The sequence below is a fragment of the Oleiagrimonas sp. C23AA genome (assembly GCF_011759385.1).
Classification (GTDB): Bacteria; Pseudomonadota; Gammaproteobacteria; order Xanthomonadales; family Rhodanobacteraceae; genus Oleiagrimonas.
In genome coordinates this window covers 1-20,048 of record NZ_JAARLY010000003.1, presented here as the reverse complement: position 1 = coordinate 20,048, position 20,048 = coordinate 1, and the positions used below count along the sequence as shown (strand labels likewise).

20 protein-coding genes are annotated in these 20,048 nt (G+C 66.6%); 9 read left to right on the top strand and 11 right to left on the bottom strand.

The features are described 5' to 3' along the window. Positions 1–38: 38 nt before the first annotated feature. The 4 genes from HBF24_RS05420 to prmB form a co-directional block, all read right to left on the bottom strand. Positions 39–1,067, bottom strand: coding sequence for an aspartate-semialdehyde dehydrogenase (locus HBF24_RS05420; RefSeq protein ID WP_167170171.1), 1,029 nt, complete (start codon positions 1,065–1,067; stop codon positions 39–41). A gap of 91 nt (positions 1,068–1,158) precedes the next feature. After that, a complete protein-coding gene (locus HBF24_RS05415; protein ID WP_167170168.1) occupies positions 1,159–2,157 on the bottom strand; it encodes a D-glycerate dehydrogenase in 999 nt (332 codons plus the stop codon). A gap of 7 nt (positions 2,158–2,164) precedes the next feature. Then, complete coding sequence (aroC, locus tag HBF24_RS05410) at positions 2,165–3,259, bottom strand: chorismate synthase (protein WP_167170166.1); 1,095 nt, start codon at positions 3,257–3,259, stop codon at positions 2,165–2,167. Between the two features lie 102 nt (positions 3,260–3,361). After that, positions 3,362–4,285 (bottom strand): 50S ribosomal protein L3 N(5)-glutamine methyltransferase, encoded by a 924-nt coding sequence (gene prmB, locus HBF24_RS05405; protein WP_167170163.1) that lies wholly within the window; start codon positions 4,283–4,285, stop codon positions 3,362–3,364. A gap of 226 nt (positions 4,286–4,511) precedes the next feature. On the opposite strand from prmB, the gene asd reads away from it, so the two are divergent. Beyond that, a complete protein-coding gene (gene asd / locus HBF24_RS05400; protein ID WP_167170160.1) occupies positions 4,512–5,366 on the top strand; it encodes an archaetidylserine decarboxylase in 855 nt (284 codons plus the stop codon). A 113-nt stretch (positions 5,367–5,479) separates the two neighbouring features. Beyond that, entirely contained in the window at positions 5,480–5,923 is a 444-nt protein-coding gene (locus HBF24_RS05395; RefSeq protein WP_167170157.1) for a hypothetical protein, read from the top strand. A 21-nt stretch (positions 5,924–5,944) separates the two neighbouring features. Here HBF24_RS05395 and HBF24_RS05390 read toward each other — a convergent pair whose 3' ends face one another. Next, positions 5,945–7,441: a lytic transglycosylase domain-containing protein gene (locus tag HBF24_RS05390; RefSeq protein ID WP_167170155.1), complete on the bottom strand. Its 1,497-nt coding sequence runs from the start codon at positions 7,439–7,441 to the stop codon at positions 5,945–5,947. A gap of 129 nt (positions 7,442–7,570) precedes the next feature. Between HBF24_RS05390 and HBF24_RS05385 the strand changes: the two genes are divergently transcribed. Beyond that, positions 7,571–8,833, top strand: a complete 1,263-nt coding sequence (locus tag HBF24_RS05385) for a hypothetical protein (protein WP_167170152.1) — start codon at positions 7,571–7,573, stop codon at positions 8,831–8,833. 15 nt (positions 8,834–8,848) lie between these two features. Next, on the top strand, positions 8,849–9,355 hold the full coding sequence (gene greB, locus HBF24_RS05380; protein ID WP_167170149.1) for a transcription elongation factor GreB: 507 nt from the start codon (positions 8,849–8,851) through the stop codon (positions 9,353–9,355). A 15-nt stretch (positions 9,356–9,370) separates the two neighbouring features. On the opposite strand, the gene HBF24_RS05375 is transcribed toward greB, so the two are convergent. After that, entirely contained in the window at positions 9,371–9,886 is a 516-nt protein-coding gene (locus HBF24_RS05375) for a hypothetical protein (RefSeq protein ID WP_167170146.1), read from the bottom strand. Positions 9,887–9,981: 95 nt separating this feature from the next. Further along, positions 9,982–11,304, bottom strand: coding sequence for a 30S ribosomal protein S12 methylthiotransferase RimO (gene rimO / locus HBF24_RS05370; RefSeq protein ID WP_167170143.1), 1,323 nt, complete (start codon positions 11,302–11,304; stop codon positions 9,982–9,984). Positions 11,305–11,413: 109 nt separating this feature from the next. On the opposite strand from rimO, the gene HBF24_RS05365 reads away from it, so the two are divergent. Together HBF24_RS05365 and HBF24_RS05360 are read left to right on the top strand one after the other, a co-directional pair. Further along, entirely contained in the window at positions 11,414–12,070 is a 657-nt protein-coding gene (locus tag HBF24_RS05365) for a dienelactone hydrolase family protein (protein ID WP_167170140.1), read from the top strand. A 5-nt stretch (positions 12,071–12,075) separates the two neighbouring features. Further along, positions 12,076–12,483: an HIT domain-containing protein gene (locus HBF24_RS05360; protein WP_167170137.1), complete on the top strand. Its 408-nt coding sequence runs from the start codon at positions 12,076–12,078 to the stop codon at positions 12,481–12,483. Between the two features lie 87 nt (positions 12,484–12,570). Here HBF24_RS05360 and HBF24_RS05355 read toward each other — a convergent pair whose 3' ends face one another. The 3 genes from HBF24_RS05355 to apbC all read right to left on the bottom strand — a co-directional run bounded on the left by HBF24_RS05355 (position 12,571) and on the right by apbC (position 14,877). Then, positions 12,571–13,098, bottom strand: coding sequence for a hypothetical protein (locus HBF24_RS05355; protein WP_167170134.1), 528 nt, complete (start codon positions 13,096–13,098; stop codon positions 12,571–12,573). Positions 13,099–13,216: 118 nt separating this feature from the next. Next, a complete protein-coding gene (gene dcd / locus HBF24_RS05350; protein WP_167170131.1) occupies positions 13,217–13,783 on the bottom strand; it encodes a dCTP deaminase in 567 nt (188 codons plus the stop codon). Positions 13,784–13,794: 11 nt separating this feature from the next. After that, on the bottom strand, positions 13,795–14,877 hold the full coding sequence (apbC, locus tag HBF24_RS05345; RefSeq protein ID WP_167170129.1) for an iron-sulfur cluster carrier protein ApbC: 1,083 nt from the start codon (positions 14,875–14,877) through the stop codon (positions 13,795–13,797). A gap of 139 nt (positions 14,878–15,016) precedes the next feature. Between apbC and HBF24_RS05340 the strand changes: the two genes are divergently transcribed. Next, entirely contained in the window at positions 15,017–15,484 is a 468-nt protein-coding gene (locus tag HBF24_RS05340; protein WP_167170126.1) for a DUF2147 domain-containing protein, read from the top strand. Between the two features lie 102 nt (positions 15,485–15,586). After that, positions 15,587–17,686, top strand: coding sequence for a methionine--tRNA ligase (metG, locus tag HBF24_RS05335; protein WP_167170123.1), 2,100 nt, complete (start codon positions 15,587–15,589; stop codon positions 17,684–17,686). Between the two features lie 89 nt (positions 17,687–17,775). Here the strand turns inward: metG and HBF24_RS05330 are convergent, their stop codons facing one another. Beyond that, a complete protein-coding gene (locus tag HBF24_RS05330) occupies positions 17,776–18,387 on the bottom strand; it encodes an ATP-dependent Clp protease proteolytic subunit (protein WP_167170120.1) in 612 nt (203 codons plus the stop codon). Between the two features lie 205 nt (positions 18,388–18,592). On the opposite strand from HBF24_RS05330, the gene HBF24_RS05325 reads away from it, so the two are divergent. After that, entirely contained in the window at positions 18,593–19,231 is a 639-nt protein-coding gene (locus tag HBF24_RS05325) for an RnfABCDGE type electron transport complex subunit B (RefSeq protein ID WP_167170117.1), read from the top strand. The last annotated feature ends 817 nt before the right edge of the window (positions 19,232–20,048 follow it).

Below are 20,048 nucleotides of genomic sequence, written 5' to 3'. Positions count from 1 at the left end.
CACATTTACGACGACCTGATTGACCGGGCGCCCCCGGCTTACAGGTAATCGGCCACCAGCAGCTCGGCCACCTGCACGGCATTGAGCGCGGCGCCCTTGCGGATATTGTCGGCCACCACCCACAGGTCCAGGCCGTTGGGATGGGAGATGTCCTCGCGGATGCGGCCGACGTAGACCGGGTCGGTGCCGGCGGCATCACCCACCGGGGTCGGATAGCCGGCGTCCTTGCGCTCGTCCATCACCACCACGCCCGGCGCGCGACCCAGCAGCTCGCGGGCCTGCTCGGCGCTGATGCGATCACGGGTTTCGATGTGCACGGCCTCGGCGTGGCCGTAGAACACCGGCACGCGCACGGCGGTCGGGTTCACGGCGATGGAGGGGTCTTCTAGGATCTTCTGCGTCTCCCAGACCATCTTCATCTCTTCCTTGGTGTAGCCGTTGTCCAGGAACACGTCGATGTGCGGGATCACGTTGAAGGCGATCTGCTTGGGGAACTTGGCCGGCTTGTGCTCCTGGAAGCTGAGCATGGCGGCGGTCTGGCGGCCCAGCTCTTCCATGCCCGAGCGCCCGGCACCGGACACCGACTGGTAGGTGGCCACGTTGATGCGCTGGATGCCGACGGCGTGATGGATCGGCGCCAGCGCCACCAGCATCTGCATGGTCGAGCAGTTGGGGTTGGCGATGATGCGGCGCGTGGTGTACTGCGCAATGGCATGCGGGTTGACCTCGGCCACCACCAGCGGCACGTCGGCATCGCGACGGAACTCGGAAGTGTTGTCGATGACCACGGCACCGGCCTCGGCCGCGCGCGGGGCGTGCTCGCGGCTGACCGAACCGCCGGCGGAGAAGAACGCGATGTCGATGCCGGCAAAGTCGAACGTGGCCAGATCCTTCACCGTCAGGTGGCGCCCGCCCACATCGATGTGCTCACCGGCCGAGCGCTCGCTGGCCAGCAGTTCCAGCTTGTCGATGGGAAAGTCGCGCTCGGCCAGAATCGACAGAAGCGTCTCGCCGACGGCGCCGGTGGCGCCAACGATGGCGACGTTGTAGGTGCTCTTGCTGCTCATGGGAAAACCCCGGAGTGGATGCGTTTGAAGAAGGAAGAGAGAGAACGAAAACACGCCGCGCAGGCGCGCGTCATGGCGCCAGGCGCCGCGCTCAGCGTTTTCGTTTCAGCTCGCGATTGATCAGCGAGGGCGGATCGCCGGCCTGCTGGCCCAGATCCAGCGCGGCCAGCAAATTGTCCACGGCCAGGTTGGCCATGGCGCGGCGCGTGGCCTCGGTGGCGCTGCCGATGTGCGGCGTGAGCACCGCGTTTTCGCAGGCCAGAAGCTCGGCGCAGACGTTTGGCTCGCCCTCGAACACGTCAAGCCCTGCTGCCGCCAGCGGGCCGTCGCGCAGCGCGGCTGCCAGCGCGACATCGTCGACCAGGCCACCGCGGCCGATATTGACCAGCACCGCGCCGGGCTTCATCGCCGCCAGCGCCGTTGCGTCGATGATGTGATGGGCCTCGGGCGTGTACGGCAGCAGCAGCACCAGGTGGTCGGACTGTGCCAGCAACGCCTCGCGGCTGACGTAGTGTGCGGCGCATTCGCGCTCGACGCTGGCGTCCAGCTGTGAGCGATTGTGGTAGATCACGCGCATGCCGAAGCCGGCGGCGCGGCGGGCCACGGCGCGGCCGATACGGCCCATGCCGAGAATGCCCAGCGTGCGGCCGTGGATGTCATGGCCCAGGAACTGGTCGAAACGCAGCCCCTGCCAGTGCCCGGCGCGCACGTAACGCTCGGCCTCGCCGACGCGGCGCGCGGCCGCCATCAGCAGTGCCCAGGCGTGATCGGCGGTGGTTTCGGTCAGCACGTCGGGCGTGTTGGTGGCCATCACCCCGGCGGCGGTGAGCGCGTCGATGTCCAGATTGTTGTAGCCGACGCCGACATTGGCCACGGCCTTCAGGCGCGTGTTGCCGGCCAGGGTGTCGGCATCGACCCGATCGGACAGACCCAGCAAGGCGCCATCGACCTCGGCAAGCCCCTGCTTCAATGCCTGCGCATCCGGCGCCTTGTCTTGCGCGCTGACACGCACCTGGGCGTGCTCGCGCAGCCGATCGATGACGTCATCGAACAGCGGTCGCGTAACCCAGATCTTGAGCGTCCCAGCCATGTCGCCGTCAGCCCCCGGTCACCTGCGGCGATACCGGATCGACGTCGCCGCACTGCGCACGATGGCGCAGCGCCTGATCCATCAGCACCAGCGCCATCATCGCCTCGGCAATCGGCGTGGCACGGATGCCAACGCAGGGATCGTGGCGGCCCTTGGTGACCACCTCGGTGGGCTGGCCGTCGATGTCCACGCTGTGCCCGGGAATCAGGATGCTGGAGGTCGGTTTCAGCGCGATGGAGGCAGTCACCGGCTGGCCGCTGGCGATACCGCCCAGAATGCCGCCGGCGTGATTGGAGGCAAAGCCTTCGGCCGAAAGCTCATCGCGGTGCTCGCTGCCACGCTGGCTGACGGCGGCAAAGCCATCGCCAATCTCCACGCCCTTGACCGCATTGATGCTCATCAGTGCGGCCGCCAGTTCGCTGTCGAGCTTGCCGTAGATCGGCGCGCCCCAGCCGGCCGGTACGCCTTCGGCTACCACGTTGACGCGCGCGCCGACCGAATCGCCGGACTTGCGCAGCGCGTCCATGTATTTCTCCAGTGCCGGCACCATCTCGGCATCGGGCCAGAAAAACGGATTGGCTTCCACCGCGTCCCAGGCAAAGGTGGACGGCACCTGGTCACCCAGTTGTGCCAGATAACCGCGCACGCTGACGCCATGGCGCTGCGCCAGCCAGCGCTTGGCGATGACGCCGGCGGCCACGCGCATGGTGGTTTCGCGCGCCGAGGAACGTCCGCCGCCGCGCGGATCGCGGATGCCGTACTTGTGCCAGTAGGTGTAGTCGGCATGGCCCGGCCGGAAGGTGCGGGCAATTTCCGAGTAATCCTTCGAGCGCGCATCGGTGTTGCGGATCAGCAGCGCGATCGGTGTACCGGTGCTGCGCCCTTCGTAGACGCCGGAAAGAATCTCGATGGCATCGGCCTCGCGCCGCTGCGAGGTATGCCGCGAGCGGCCGGTGGCGCGGCGGCGCAGGTCGGCCTCGAAGTCCTCGGGCGCAATGGCCAGGCCGGGCGGACAGCCGTCGACCACGCAGCCGATGGCCGGGCCGTGGCTTTCGCCGAAAGTGGTAACGCGCAGCAGCTTGCCGAAGGTGTTGTCGGACACGTAAGGGCCGGACTCGTCAGTAGCGGGGGAAGGCGTCGCGCCACGAGCATGGCACAACGTCCGGGGATTTTCCGTGGCCGTCAGCTGCCACGGAAATGACCATCACGCATGTCGTTGCGCGGCCAGCGCGGCAATCTCGTCGGCGTGTTCGACCAGATCGCGGCACTCGATGGCGAACACGCCCATCGGTCCGACCTTGAACTCCAGCCACACGAACGGCACGCGCGGCAGCGCCTCGGTAAGGAACGGCTCGGCCTCGCCGACCTCGACGATCAGCACGCCATCCGCGGACAGATGCTCGGGCGCATCGCGCAACATGCGCAGCACGATATCCAGGCCATCGGCGCCGGCCACCAGGCCCAGCGACGGCTCGTGGTCGTACTCGCCCGGCAGGCCATCGAAGGTGCCCTGGGTGACATACGGCGGATTGGAGACGATCAGGTCGTAACGCTCGCCTTCCAGCCCCGAGAACAGGTCCGACTTGACCACGCGCACGCGCTGCTCCATGTGCTGGAAGGCCACGTTTTCGCGCGCCAGGCTGAGCGCATCGTCGGAGATATCGGCAATGTCGACCTGCCAGTCCGGGTTGTACTCGGCCATGGCGATGCCAATGCAGCCCGAGCCGGTGCAAAGGTCCAGCGCGCGGCCCACCGGCACGCGGTCCAGCAGCGGCGAGAAGCCGTTCTCGATCAGCTCGGCAATCGGCGAGCGCGGCACCAGCGCGCGCGCATCGGACTTGAACTTCAAGCCGGCAAACCAGGTTTCGCCGACCAGGTAGGCCACTGGCACGCGCTCGGCGATACGCCGCTCGATCAGCTCCAGGATGCGCTCGCGCTCCTCGGCCACCAGCCGTGCCGAACCGTAGGCGGCGGGCATGTCCGGTGGCAGTTGCAACGTGGCCAGCACCAGGTGATTGGCCTCGTCGATGGCGTTGTCGTGGCTGTGCCCGAAGGTCAGCCCGGCAGCCATGAAGCGGCTGGCGCCATAGCGGATGAAGTCGATGATGGTGGCAAGTTCGTCGGTCACGGCGTCGGCCTGGCGAAAAATCAATGCGCCAGTATAAGGGATGCACGGCTCAACCCCAGCACGGATGGCCGCACGCCGGTCACCGCGCCGGTGGCGACCGTGGCGGCCGATCCAGGCGGTGCGCCGTGCGTATCAGGCGGCCGATACGGCAGCCGGTTGGCGCATCCTAAATGCTTGGCCGGCGGCGACCTACGATTGCAGCCCCTGCCCCGCCTATAATCGCGCCATGAAAGCCAAAGTCGCGCTCCAATACATCCTGCCGCACCGCGCCTGCTCGCGCGTGGTCTACTGGGCCACCCGCTGGCGCTTCGGTCCGTGGAAGCACTGGCTGATCAGCCAGATCGTCCGCCGCTACGACGTGGACATGAGCCAGGCCGCCGAGCCGGACATCCGCAGCTACCCCACGTTCAACGCGTTCTTCACCCGCGCCCTGAAAGCCGGCGCGCGCGCGCCAGCCGGCGATGCCGACACGCTGCTGTGCCCGGCCGACGGCAAGATCAGCCAGACCGGTCGCATCGAAAACGGGCGCATCTTCCAGGCCAAGGGCCAGAGCTACAGCGCCGCCGAGCTGCTGGGCAGCGAAGAGGCGGCCGCGCCGTATCGCAACGGCCACTTCGCCACCATCTACCTGTCGCCGCGCGACTACCATCGCGTACACATGCCTGCCGATGGCGCGCTGACCGCGACCACGCACATTCCCGGACGCATTTTCAGCGTGGCGCCGTTCGCGGTGGAAGCCATCCCGCGCCTGTTCGCACGCAACGAGCGCCTGGTGTGCCATTTCGAGAACCAGCACGGCCCGTTCGCGCTGGTGCTGGTGGGCGCGATTCTGGTCTCGTCCATTTCCACGGTGTGGGACGGCCTGGTGGTGCCGCCGTACGCCAGCAACATCACCGCCCGCGAGCAGCGCGCACGCAACATCCGTCTGGCGCGGTTCGAGGAGATGGGCCGTTTCAACATGGGCTCGACGGTGATCGTGCTGCTGCCCGAGGGTGCCAGCGTCGATGCCACACTGACGCCGCTGGCGCCGGTGAAGATGGGCCAGCGCCTGGGCCAGTGGAACGCCACCCATCCAAGCTGACGCCGTGCGTCACCTTGTGACGCAATGCAGCTTCAACCTGCCCAAGGATCGCGCTATAGTCGGCGCCGAAGGGGATCCTGAATAGCGCCGGTCCACCGGCAGGGCAGGTATCGATGCATCTATTCCGACGCATGGCCGAACTGGCACGCTGCCGCCGCCTGGCGCAGCAGCTGTACGAGATCGAGGACACGATCGAGGCTCTACCAGCAGGACTGCAGGTATCGTTGTCGGAACTGGTGCATCGTGAAATGCGCCGTGCCGAACGCAGCCCGCATCCGCACCTTTACGGCACCCCACCCGAACAGCTTCACCACACCTGGGGTACCGGCACCGACATCGGCTTTTCGCGCATCTATTCGGACAGCGCACAGGTGCGCATGCGCGGCGTCGCGCTGTGGCTCACCGCCGCCTACTATGAGCTGCGCAACAGCCACGAGCGCAACGCCGAAGCCCTGCAGCGCCGTCTGTGCACGGCACTGCGGCGTGTGGCCGAGCGCGGCCTGCCCGAGCGCGGGGGCCACATCGAGTGGGACCCTGGACGCTCGGCCCTCGCCTGACCGGCCCAATATTCAACGGCCTCAGCGGTGGCAACGTGGCAGGCGCAGGTGCTGGCCGACGCGGATGCGGTAATGCGGCCCGCGCAGGTGATTGAGCCGCGCCACCCGATGCACGCTTGAGCAACCCAGTCGGCTGACGATGCCGCCGAGCGTATCGCCATGGCGCACCCGGTACCGTGCCGGCAGACCCGACGGCGGCGGGGGCGGCGGCGTGGGCACGGTGCCCGAATGCAGGTCGGCGGCCAGAATCGGCCACGGGCCGTCCTGGCAATCGTCCTTGTAGGGCTTGACCAGGATCTTGGGCACCTGCAGGCGCGTGCCGGCGTCAAGCTCCTTCTGCGGGTCCAGACGCGGATTGAGGTTGCGCAGCGTGCGGAACCAGCCATCGCGCATGTGATGGGCCTGGCCCAGACAGATCGACAGTTCCGACAGCGAGGCCTGGCGGGTCAGCGTGATGTGGCCGGGCTTGCCGTCGATTCTGGGGAATGTGAGGTGGTAGCTGTCCGGGTGCATGAACAGCCAGGCCGCCGCCAGCACCATGGGCACATACTCGCGCGTCTCGCGCGGCAGCGAGAAGTAGATTTTCGGGTCGTAGAAGCTCACCGCGGTGTGGCCGCCGACCAGCCGGCGCATGCGGCCTTCGCCACCGTTGTAGGCGCCCAGCACCAGTTCCAGGTTGTCGTTGAACACCTTCAGCTGCTCGTTGAGGTATTCGGCATTGGCCTTGGCCGCCAGCGCCGGATCAAAGCGCTCGTCAAAGCCATCCTTGGTGACCAGGCCAAAACGGCGCCCGGTGGCGTACATGAACTGCAACGGCCCGGCCGCGCCCGAACGCGATACCGCGTGCACCTTGCCGCCCGACTCCTTGGCCAGAATGCCGAACAGCAACGCCTCGGGGAGATCGGCCTTCTTGTAGGCCGGCCACATGCGATAGCGCAGATATTCGTAGTTGATGTAGGCCTTCATCAAGTTGGGACGCAACCAGGTCAGCCACTCCTCCAGCGCCGATTTGACCGCGCCGTTCATGGCAATGAGGTCCGACAACTTGTGGCCACGCAGCAGGGTGACGCTGCGCTGGGCCTGCGGCACGTCCTTGAGGATGGGTGAGGTTTCACCGGTGGTCTGGTCGGCTTCGGGCGTGTCGGCGTCGTCCTCGGCCGCGCTGGCATCATCGGCGGCGAAGCTACCGTCCTTCAGGCGCAACAGGTGATCGAACACCGAGAAAAAGCGCTGCGGATCACAGCCGGCGGTGTCGGCGCACTGCGCCGAGGCCTTTTTCAGCGTGTCCAGCGCGTTGTCCAGGGTTTGCTGCGAGGCCGCCTGGTCGCCGCTGCGTTGCTGATCGATGGCCGTCTGATAGGCCTGACTGGCCTGATCAAGCTGGCCGTACAGCGCGTTGACCGCCTGTTCGTTGACCGGGCCTGACGGCCCGCCCCCCATCGAGGCGCAAGCGCCCAGCAACAACATCGGAACCGGCAACAGCAGGCGGGACAGGCGGCAGGACAGCGACAACGACATGGAGCTTCCGGGACAAGGCGTAAAGCCGGACACCGTACCCCGGCGGGCGCCAGCGGCTCAAGCCAGACCCTACGCAGCGGACGCCAACGGCGCTATGGTGAGCGCTTCGACATCACAAAGATCGCTCCCGTGCCCCGACCCACGCGCCCGCACCAGGAAGTGATGAACCCGACCGCACCGCTGCTGCCGCAACTGGGCAAGGCGGTGCTTTACCCGCTGCACATGGCGGCACTGACCACGCTGGCCGCGCTGCTGCTGGCGCGTGTGGTCGCCGCACTGTTGCCCGGCGTGATCGGCTGGATCGCGGCACTCCTGATCTGGGCCAGCGCCTACCTTTACGCGCTGGAATGCCTGCGGCACAGCGCCAACGGCTTTGCCCGGCCGCCGGAAATGGCGCTATGGCAGGATTACCACGGTGCCGCGGCGCTGTTCCTGATCCAGGGTGCACAAATGGCCCTGCTGATACTGGCCGTCTACATCGCCCCGATCTGCTGGCTGGGCCTGATTGGCCTGACGCTGTTGCTGCCGGCCATCACCATGTCGCTGGCCTTCGATGACGCGCTGCTTTCCTGGCGCAGTCCGGTGAGCTGGGTACGCGCCATCGCCGCGATCGGGCTGGCCTATGCCATCCCGGTGCTGCTGGGCGTGCTGCAGATGCTCGCGTTCATGGCCACGCTGGGGCCGCTGGGATTGAACGAGGGGCTGCTGTGGACCGCAGTGGCCCTGTACCTGGCCATCGTCACCTATCACATCAACGGCACCCTGCTGTTCCGGAGCCACCAGCGCCTGGGACTGACCCCGGAATCGGACCTGCTGGCCGAAGCCACCGGCCGCCACGCCGATGATGACCTTTTGACCCAGGCCCGGTTGCTTGAACACCGTGGCGATGCAGCGGCGGCGCGCGAGGTGCTGGCCGAGCAGATCTACGACCGCCAGGTGACGCACGAGGTACACCTGGCCTACCGGCGCCTGCTGCGCGCGGCGAATGATCGCGAGGAGCTGCTGCGCCACGGGCAGTGGCACATCGCCGCGCTGATGGGCGATGAACAGTTTCGCCGCGCTTTGGGCGTGTTGCACGAATGTCAGGCCATGGACCCGGCGTTTTTGCCCGAGATGCCCGAGCACACCGCACTGCTGGCGCAGGCCGCGGCCGATGGCGGCATGTGGCAGACCGCACTGAAGCTGGCCCGCGCCTACCCCAACACCTGGCCGCAAGCGCCGGATGCGGCGCGCTGCGGCCTGCTGGCGGCGCGCATTCTGGCCGAACAGGAAGGGCGCACCGCCGAAGCGCTGGTGCTGGCCGGCAAGCTGGCGGCAGCCTATCCGCACGATCCGGCGCGTGCCGATATCGACACCTTTCTGCAACACTACGCGGCTCCGACGTCACCCTGAGAGACCGACCGCACCATGAGTCGCTGGCGACCACCCGCCCCCAAATCCACCGCCATCATCACCCGTACCGGCTTCGAGGCGCTGAAAGCCGAGCTGGACGAGCTGTGGCACAAACGCCGACCGGAAGTGGTCAAGGCGCTGGCGGCCGCCGCGGCCGAGGGCGACCGCTCGGAAAACGCCGAGTACACCTATCGCAAGAAGCAGCTGGGCGAAATCGATCGCCGCGTGCGCTACCTGTCCAAGCGCATCCCCAAGTTGCAGGTGGCCGAAGCCCAACCGACCGACCCCGGCGCGGTGTTCTTTGGCGCCACGGTGACACTGGAACATGTCGACAGCGGCGAGGAGCGTCGCCACCGCATCGTGGGACCGGATGAAACCGACGCCCGGCGCGGCTGGATCAGCATCGACTCGCCACTGGCGCGCGCGCTGCTGAAGCGGCGCATCGACGACGAATTCGAAGTCGACCTGCCCGGCGGTCCGGCCGAGTTCGCCATTATCGATATCCGCTACGGCGAGGCCTGAGCGGCCAGGCGCGCGCTACTGGCCGGATGCCGCCGCCTGCTGACGGGCCGCCTGCATGTTCAGATGCAGCAGGTGATCGACCTCCGCCTTGTGCGCCTTGTAGAAGGCGACATTGCGCGCATTGATGTGGGCGCGGGCCTCGGCCGGCATGCGATCGCCCAGTTGCGCCTGCATCGCGGCGGCCATGGCCGCATTGGCCAGCGCGAAGCTGCCGGCCAGATAGCGCTTGGCCGACAGATGGTGGTGCGCCAGGATGGCATGCGTACCGGCATCGGCATCCAGTTCGGCAGCCAGGGCGTCGAGCGTATGCGCCTTGCGTGCATCGATGTGCGGCGGATGCTTGAGCGCGCGGGCGGCGCGGGTCACCGCCTCGGCTCTATGCAGAAACGTGGTGTCCAGCTGGAATCGCTGGACCGCCGCCATGCCGGCCGGATCGGGCGAGCGATGACGCATCTGCGCATGCACCGGAGTGGTTACCGAAGCGACCGCCAGGGCCGCGCCCATCATCAGGCTGTGCATCTTGCCCATCATCGGGTTCTCCACGTTCTGCGATATCCACGCGCCGCGCTGGCAGGCGCCACACCGCCCACGCCCGGCCTGAAAGCCGGCGTGGGCCTGACGCCACCTCAGGCGTCGATCACATGGGCGTCCAGGTCGTGCTGGTCGGCGCCGTCAACCTGCACCTCGGCGAACTGACCCACGCGCAGGTGCTGGCCGTTGGCGATATGCACCAAGCCATCGATTTCCGGCGCATCGGCCGCCGAGCGTGCAATGGCGCCCTCGGCGCCCACTTCGTCGACCAGCACCTTGAGGCGCTGACCCACCTTGCGCTGCAGCTTGGCTGCGCTGATCTCGGCCTGCACCGCCATGAACTGCTCCAGACGATCTTCCTTCAGTTCCTCGGATACCGGGTTGGGCAGCTCGTTGGCGGCCGCACCGTCGACCGGTGAATAGGCGAACGCGCCGACGCGATCCAGCTCGGCCTCGCGCAGGAAGTCCAGCAGCTCCTGGAACTCGGCGTCGGTTTCACCCGGGAAGCCGACGATGAAGGTGCTGCGCACGGTCAGATCGGGCACCTGACGGCGCCAGTTCTGCACGCGCTCCAGGGTTTTTTCGATATTGCCAGGGCGCTTCATCAACTTGAGGATGCGCGGGCTGGCGTGCTGGAAGGGAATATCCAGGTACGGCAGGATCTTGCCCTCGGCCATCAGCGGCATCAGCTCGTCCACGTGCGGGTACGGGTACACGTAGTGCAGACGCACCCAGGCGCCCAGCTCGGACAGACCCTGGCACAGCTCGGTCATGCGCGTGCGGTAGGCCTTGTCGCGCCACTGCCGCTCGGCATAGCGCACGTCCACGCCGTAGGCGCTGGTGTCCTGGCTGATCACCAGCAGCTCCTTCACCCCACCGCGCACCAGCCGCTCGGCCTCGGCCAGCACCTGATCGACCGGACGGCTGACCAGATTGCCGCGCATCGAGGGAATGATGCAGAAGCTGCAGCGATGATTGCAGCCCTCGGAAATCTTCAGGTACGCGTAGTGCTTGGGCGTGAGCTTGACGCCGGTATCGGGCGTCAGATCGACGAACGGATCGTGACGCTGCGGCAACGCCTGGTGCACCGCGTTCATCACGCTGGTGTAGTCCTGCGGGCCGGAGATGGACAGCACCTCGGGATAGGCCTCGCGGATCAGCTCCGAGCGCTTGCCCAGACAGCCTGTGACGATCACCTTGCCGTTTTCGTGCAGGGCTTCGCCGATGGCATCGAGCGATTCCTGCACGGCGGCATCGATGAAGCCGCAGGTGTTGACCACCACGGCGTCAGCCGCTTCGTAGCTGGGTACCAGCTCGTAGCCTTCCACTTTCAGCTGGGTAAGGATGCGTTCGGAATCGACCAGTGCCTTGGGGCAACCAAGACTGACGAAACCGACTTTGGGCGCGGCCTGAGCCATGACATTCACCGTGGGGAGTGCGCGTAAACCGCCCATTATACCTTGACATCCACGCAACGATAGCGGCGTTACCATGCCCGCTTCCCCACCCCATTCAAGGAGCCAGCCCATGGGTCAGACCGTGAAGCTCGATACCGGCGTCAGCGCCTACCTTGCCAAACCCGATGGCACGCCGCGCGGCGGCATCGTGGTGATCCAGGAAATCTTTGGCGTCAATGGCCACATCCGCGACATTGCCGATCGCTTTGCCAAGGATGGTTACGTGGCCATCGCGCCGGCGTTTTTCGATCACGTCGAGGAAGGCGTGGAACTGGGCTACGACGAGCCCGGCATGAAGGCGGGCCTGGACTATGTCGGCAAGGTCGGCATGGACAAGCCGGTGGCCGACGTCGAGGCCTCGGCCAAATACATCGCCGATGCCGGCAAGGTGGGCACCATCGGATTCTGCTGGGGCGGCACCGTCGCGCTGCTGTCGGCCACGCGTCTGGGCCTGCCCTCGGTCAGCTACTACGGCGGGCGCAACGACCAGTTCCTTGGCGAAACCCCGAAGGCGCCGGTGATGTTCCACTTCGGCGGCCAGGACAGCCACATCACGCCGGACATCGTGCAGCGCCACCGCGAGGCCTACCCGGACATGGAGGTGTTCGTGTATCCGCAGGCCGATCACGGCTTCAACTGCGACCGCCGCGCCAGCTACAACGAAACGGCCGCCAAGCAGGCCTGGACGCGCACCACCGCGTTCTTCGCCGCGCAGCTGGAAGAGTAAGCGCCATGTTTGTGCTGGACGAGCGCCTGGCCGGCGACACGCACCTGGTCGGTGATCTGCCGCTGTGCCGCGTGCTGCTGATGAACGAATCGCGCTATCCGTGGCTGATCGCCGTGCCGCGCCAGGCCGGGCTGACCGAAGTCACCCAGCTGGACGCCGATGCCCGCGCCCAGCTGTGGCAGGACATCGAGCGCATCGCCGAAGGCCTGCCGGCGCTGGCGCGATTCGACAAGCTCAACATCGGCGCGCTGGGCAATGTGGTGGCGCAGCTGCACGTGCACGTGGTCGGCCGGCGCCGCGACGATCCTGCCTGGCCGGGCCCGGTGTGGGGCCACAGCCCCGCCGTGCCCTACACGCAACCGCAGGTGCGCACGGCCCTGGAGACCTTGCGCCCGGCATTGAGCGTGGAATAGACGCCGCCGTCCGCACACATGGCAACGAAAAAGGCGGCCCCGAAGGCCGCCTTTTTCTATGCATCTGACAACAGCACCTTCAAGCGATCAGTAACCGCCACCAGCGCCGCCGCCATTCTCCGGCAGCTCCGGCGAATAGCCGTTGTGCGACGCATCCTTGCCGCGCATCGGGTCGTTGTCGCCCTTCTTGGTCGGGTGCCAGTCCTTCAGCGCGCGCGCGTTCTTCTCGATCGGATCGATGCGACGCAGCTCGCCCTTTTGGTCGTAATACACCGAGAAGCCGTAGTCGATGGCCATGCGCGCCATGAACTGCAGATGCTCCTTGCGGATCTTCGACTCGTCGCTCTTCTCCAGCAGGATGCGCTTGGGCAGCTGGCCCTGATCCTTCAGGTAGGCAAAGTGGCTACCCAGATCCAGCGGCGACAGCACCGCGCCATCGAGCTCGAACTGGCCGCTCTTGTAGGCCTTGACCACGGTATGAAAATCGCCCTTCAAGGAGGCGGTGGACACCTGATCGCTCTTGATCGAGCCGGTGCCGCAACCGGCCAGCACCAGCGCGGCGCCGATCAGCGCGACCACGCCAAGGCGGGTAAACAACCTGGAAACACGGATCATGTACGGATTCTCCTGCTCGCGAACCCAAGGGGCCGCCGGTTCAGTAAATATCAGGGCGCCAGTGTAGCGCCATCGAAGCGGCCCCCACCACGCCGGGTGGCGGCCGCTGCGGGTCGGTTCAGGCGCTGGGCAGCGTCACGCCGCGCTGGCCCTGGTACTTGCCCTTGCGGTCGGCGTAGCTGACATCGCATTCCTCGTCGGACTCGAAGAACAGCATCTGCGCCACGCCCTCGTTGGCGTAGATACGCGCCGGCAGCGGCGTGGTATTGGAAAACTCCAGCGTGACGTGGCCTTCCCACTCCGGCTCCAGCGGCGTCACGTTGACGATGATGCCGCAGCGCGCGTAGGTGCTCTTGCCCAGACACACGGTCAGCACATTGCGCGGAATGCGGAAGTACTCCACGGTGCGCGCCAGCGCGAACGAGTTGGGCGGAATGATGCACACATCCTGCTTGACGTCGATGAAGCTGCGCTCGTCGAACTGCTTGGGATCGACGATGGTGGAGTTGATGTTGGTGAACACCTTGAACTCGTCGGCGCAGCGCACGTCGTAGCCATAGCTGGAGGTGCCGTAGGAAACGATGCGGCCGCCCTCGTTCTGCTTGACCTGACCGGCCTCGAACGGCTCGATCATGCCGTGCTCGGCGGCCATGCGGCGAATCCACTTGTCGGACTTGATGCTCATGCGAACTCCGGTCAGCCGTTCTGGACGACGATATTGGATAGATTGATGGCCTTGTTGCGCGGTCGCAGCGACAGGCGCCCGGCGGCGTGGCGCGCCACCTCGCGATAACGCTGTGCAAGGTCCGAATCGGGCAGCGCAGCCACGGTCGGCGTGCCGCTGTCGGCCTGCTCGCGAATGCGGATGTCCAGCGGCAACTGGCCCAGCAAGGGAACGCCGTACTGCGCCGACATGCGCTCGGCACCACCGGCGCCGAAGATGGCTTCCTCGTGTCCGCAGTTCGAACACACGTGCGTGGCCATGTTCTCGACGATGCCCAGCACCGGCACCTCGACCTTCTCGAACATCTTCAGCGCCTTCTGCGCATCAAGCAGGGCAATGTCCTGCGGCGTGGTCACGATCACCGCGCCGGCCACCGGCACCTTCTGTGCCAGGGTGAGCTGGATGTCGCCGGTACCCGGCGGCAGGTCGACGATAAGGTAATCCAGGCCGTCCCAGCGGGTATCGGTCAGCAACTGGGTGAGCGCCGAGGTGGCCATCGGGCCACGCCAGATCATCGGCGTGTCCTCGCCCACCAGCAGGCCGATGGACATCATCTGCACCCCATGCGCCTGCTTGGGCACGATGGATTTGCCATCGGGCGAATCCGGCCGGCCTTCCACACCCAGCATGCGCGGCTGGCTGGGACCGTAGATGTCGGCATCGAGCACGCCCACGCGCGCACCCTCGGCGGCCAGCGCCAGCGCCAGATTGGCGGCCACGGTGGACTTGCCGACCCCGCCCTTGCCCGAGGCCACGGCGATAATGTTCTTGACGCCTTTCTGCGGCGCCAGCTCGCCCTGCACCTTGTGTACATGGGTGCGCGAGCTGATCGAGACACTGGCCGACTCGATGGCTGCATCGGCCTCGAGCATGGCCTTCACTTCGGCCTCCAGCTGCGCGCGGTAACCGGCCGCCGGATAACCCAACTGAAGGTCCACCGACACGCGCTCGCCGTCGGCGCCAAAGGCGCGCAGCGAGGCGCCAAGGCCGGCGCCGGTGTGCGGATCGGTCAGGGTGTCGAGCATGGCCCGGACCTGGGCTTCAGTCACCTGCATGTCGTTATCAACCGTACGCGTCAACAAACCGCCATTATGCCAGAGCCGGCCAGGGTCCCGCTGTGCCGCGGCGCAGCTTGACGGCGCGTCGGGGCTGCCGCAGTCTCGGCCCATACCGTCACGTATGGGGATGCCCGCCATGAAGCCGTTCCGTCGCCTGCTTGTCAGTCTTGCCCTGCTGCTGGCCATCGCGCCGCTGGCCGCCGTTGCCCAGAGCGACGCCGCGCCCGGCGATTCGCCGGTGGGCACCTGGAAAACCATCGACGATGACACCGGCAAGGCCAAGGCGCTGGTGCAGATCACCGAAAACAACGGCGTGCTCTCGGGCAAGGTGATCAAGGTGCTGCAGTCCGAACAGGGGCCCAACCCGCGCTGCACCAAGTGCGATGGCGAACGTCACAACCAGCCGGTCGAGGGCATGACCATCCTCTGGGGCCTGACCCGTGACGGCGACGAATGGACCGGCGGCAAGATTCTGGACCCCAAGAAAGGCAGCACCTACAAGTGCAAGATGCGGCTGATGGACGGCGGTCAGAAGCTGCGTGTGCGCGGCTTCATCGGTTTCTCGCTGCTGGGCCGCACACAGATCTGGGTGCGCGAGAAGTAAGCCACGTCTGCCACAACGACGGCGAGGCGGCGGCCGCCCCTCGCCGCGCGGGCGTTTGGCCTGCCATAATGCACGGCTTCACTCTTACCCACCGGAACGAGCATGAGCCGACGTATCCTGGTCACCTGTGCCCTGCCCTACGCCAACGGCCCGATCCACATCGGCCACATGGTCGAGCACGTCCAGGGCGATATCTGGGTACGCGCCATGCGCATGGCCGGCCACGAGGTGCACTTTGTCTGCGCCGACGACGCCCACGGCACGCCGATCATGCTGCGCGCCGAGCGCGAAGGCATCACGCCTGAATCGCTGATCGAGCAGTCCAATGCGCTGCACCGTGCCGACTTCAACGATTTCGGCATCGCCTACGATCACTACTCGACCACCAACAGCGATGCCAACAAGGCGCTGACCTACCGCATCTACAACGCGCTGCGTGACGCCGGCCACGTCGAGTCCAAGGCGGTGACGCAGTTCTACGATCCCGATCGGGGCATGTTCCTGCCTGATCGCTTCGTCAAGGGCGAGTGCCCGCACTGCCACGCCAAGGACCAGTACGGCGACTCGTGCGAGGTGTGCGGCAAGACCTACACGCCGACCGACCTGATCGAGCCGTATTCGGTGGTCACCGGCGCACGTCCGGTACAGAAGGCATCGCAGCACTACTTCGTGCGCCTGGCCGATTTCGAATCGATGCTGCGCGCCTGGCTGTCCGAGCGCCGCGAAGCCGGTGGCCTGCAGGGCGAGGTGGTCAACAAGCTCGAGGAATGGTTCGCCGACGGCCTGCGCAGCTGGGACGTGTCGCGCGATGCGCCGTATTTCGGTTTCGAGATTCCCGACGCGCCGGGCAAGTTCTTCTACGTGTGGCTGGACGCCCCGGTGGGCTATTTCGCCAGCTTCCGCGAGTTCTGCGAAGAAAAGGGCCTGGACTTTGACGCCTTCATCGAGCGCGATGCAGCACAAAAGGCCGGCACCGAGCTGGTGCATTTCATCGGCAAGGACATCATCTATTTCCACACGCTGTTCTGGCCGGCCATGCTGCACGGCGCCGGCCTGCGCACGCCGACGGCGGTGAACGTGCACGGCTTCCTGACCGTGGACGGCGCCAAGATGTCCAAGTCGCGCGGCACCTTCATCAACGCGCGCACCTACCTGGAACAGCTCGACCCGGACTATCTGCGCTACTACCTGGCAGCCATGCTCGGCCCCACGCTGACCGACGTCGACCTGGACCTGAAGGCCTTCGAGGAGCGCTGCAATTCGCACCTGGTCGGCAAGTGGGTGAACATCGCCAGCCGCTGCTCGGGCTTCCTGGCCAAGTTCTTCGACGGCAAGCTGACCGACACCCTGCGCGACGACCTGGCCGCGCGCTACCGCATGGCCGCCGAACGCCTGGCGCCGGTGGCCGGGCAGTACGAGCGCCGCGACTACGCCGCAGCCATGCGCACCATCATGGCCGTGGCCGACGACACCAACGCCTGGATCGCCGAATGTGCGCCCTGGAAGATGGCCAAGGACGAGTCGCTGCGCGAGGACCTGCACCAGGTCTGCTCGCTGGCGATCAACCTGTTCCGTCTGCTGTCGGCCTACTTGAAGCCGGTGGTGCCGGCCACGGTGGCCCGCGCCGAAACCTTCCTGGCGCTGGAAGCGGCGCATTTCGACGATGTCACCGAACCACTCTGCGGCCACCAGCTGGCCCCGTTCCAGCCGCTGCTCACGCGCGTGGACGCCGGCAAGATCGCGGCCATGCTCGAGGCCTCGCGCGAATCCCTGAAACCGGCCGCCGCCCCGGCGGCCCCGCAAGCAAAGAAGACCCCCATGACCGAGAACGCCTCCCCGGCCAAGGACGACGCGGCTGACGAGCAGCTGCCGACCATCACCATCGACGACTTCGCCAAGCTGGACCTGCGCATCGGCAAGGTCACCGTGTGCGAAGCCGTGGAAGGCTCCAACAAGCTGCTGCGCTTCGAGCTGGATGCCGGCGAGCTGGGCACGCGCCAGATCTTCTCCGGCATCAAGGCCGCCTACGGCGAGCCGGAAAAGCTGGTCGGGCGCAACGTGGTGTTCGTGGCCAACCTGGCGCCGCGCAAGATGCGCTTTGGCCTGTCCGAGGGCATGATCCTGTCGGCCGGTTCCGGTGGTGACGACCTGTTCCTGCTGGACGCCGATGCCGGCGTCACGCCGGGCGCACCGGTACGCTAGGCCTTCGCGCTAGCAGGCGACGCAAAAAAAAGGGCGGCTCCTTGCGGGACCGCCCTTTTTCGTTGTGCCGTCAGGCAAAGCCGGGCCGATCAGCCCAGATCGCTGGCGCTCTTGATGATGCGCCCGACCAGACCGTAGTCCTTGGCCGCCTCGGCCGACATCCAGTAATCGCGCTCGGTATCGGCGGCGATACGCTCCACCGACTGCCCGGTTTCGCGTGCGAAGATCTCGTTCAGGCGCTCGCGCATGCGGATGATCTCGCGGGCGTGAATCTCGATCTCGCTGGCCGAGCCGCCGGCACCACCGGACGGTTGATGCAGCAGGAAGCGCGTGTTCGGCAGGCTGAGGCGATTCTCGACCTTGGCCGCGGCATAGATCAACGCACCGGCGCTGGCCACCCAGCCGGTGCCGATGACGCGCACTTCCGGCTTCACGAACTTGATCATGTCGTAGATCGTGTCGCCCGACTCGACGTGGCCGCCCTGACTGTTGATGAAGATGGTGATCGGCTCGTCACTCTCGGCCTGCAGCGCCAGCATCTGCGCGCTCACGCGCTCGGCCAGCTTCTGGTTGATGCCGCCGTAGATGAGGATGGTGCGGGCCTTGAACAGGCGCTCGCCCAGCTGCGGCGAACGCGACTGCTTTTCAGCCTCGTCGCTTTCCTCGGCAAGCTGGCCCGGCAAAATGGCGTCTTCGCGCATGTAGGGGTCCTTGGAATTGATCAATGTGCGATACGAAGTAGGGGCATTGTCGCCGTCTTGCGCGGCATGGCGCAAATGCCGGCAACGCCCTTCGACTCTCGAACATGGGGACGCCCGGCATGCTTTGCCAGAGCCCGCGCGCACGCTTTCGCCGCATGGCGCGCTGGGCGACAATAGCCGGCATGATCGATTGCCTTCCCACGCCATGAGCCCCACCGACACCGCCCTTGCCGAGCGCCTGGATGCGCTGCTGCCGCAGACCCAGTGCGAGCAGTGCGGCTATCACGGCTGCCGTCCGTATGCCGAGGCCATGGCGCGTGGCGAGGCCGACGTCAACCAGTGTCCGCCTGGCGGCGCCGAGGGTATCGCGGCATTGGCCGCGGTGCTTGAGTGCGAGCCCAAGCCGCTCAACCCCGAGCACGGTGTGGAAAAGCCGCGCACGCTGGCGCGCGTGATCGAGGCCGACTGCATCGGCTGCACCAAATGCATCCAGGTGTGTCCGGTCGACGCCATCATCGGCGCCGCCAAGCGCATGCATACCGTCATCGCCGATCGCTGCACCGGCTGCGAACTGTGCGTGCCGGCCTGCCCGGTCGACTGCATCGCGCTGGACCCGATGCCAGCCGCGCAGATCGACCAGGCGCACGCTGACGCTGCGCGCCGCCACTTCCAGGCCCGCGAGGCACGCCTGGCCCGCGAACGCGCCGAGCGCGAAGCCCAGCTTGCCGCCCGCAAGGCCGCCATGCATGCGGCCAAGCCGAAGGAAGGCAGTTCAAGCATCAGCCGCAGCGCGGTGATGGAGGCCATTGCGCGGGCCAAGGCCAAGCGCGAGGGAAAGGGATAGCTTTTGGCACCGGGCACGCCCCGGCCGATTTGGCCGCGTCACGTTAGCTTCGACTGGCTGGCGCCTTATGGCGCCAGGGGTTCCGAAAGCCTGCCGGCTTCCGGGTTCATTTTCTTGCGTGCACAAGAAAACCGAACCAAAAGAATGCACCCCCCGTGTCACCTTGCGCGCCATGCGCGCAAGGTCCGTGGTCGCTGGCTGGGCTTGGCCGACAGGGCGTCCTGCCCTGACAACCCAGTGGCTCGCATCCTTGCGAGCCACCCTGCGGGCCTTTTCAGCCAGCGCCCACTGCCACGAAAAGGGGGACGGTGGCTCTAGCCAGATGGCGGTGGCTCATCGGTCACGCATCAATGTGCGCTTACCACCATTCGCAGGTGGCGCCCGCTTCGGCTGGCTGGCGCCTACAGACGCCAGGGGGTTCCGACGGCCTGCCGGCCGCCGGGTTCATTTTCTTGGCTGGGCAAGAAAACCGAACCAAAAGAACCCACCCCTCGTGTCACCTTGCGCGCGATGCGCGCAAGGTCCGTGGTCGCTGGCTGGGCTTGGCCGACAGGGCGTCCTGCCCTGTCGGCCCAGTGGCTCGCGTCCTTGCGAGCCACCCTGCGGGCCTTTTCAGCCAGCGCCCACTGTCACGAAAAGGGGGACGGTGGCTCTAGCCAGCTGGCGGTGGCTCATCGGTCACGCTGCGGTGTGCGCCCACTCCCGTTCGCAGGCGGCGAGCGTATGGAGGATCAGGCCCACAGGGTGGCCGGCAGGGACGCCGGCCAGTGCGTCGTCAGCGCAGGACGCGCTGTCGGCGCACCCCCGGAATGCGCTC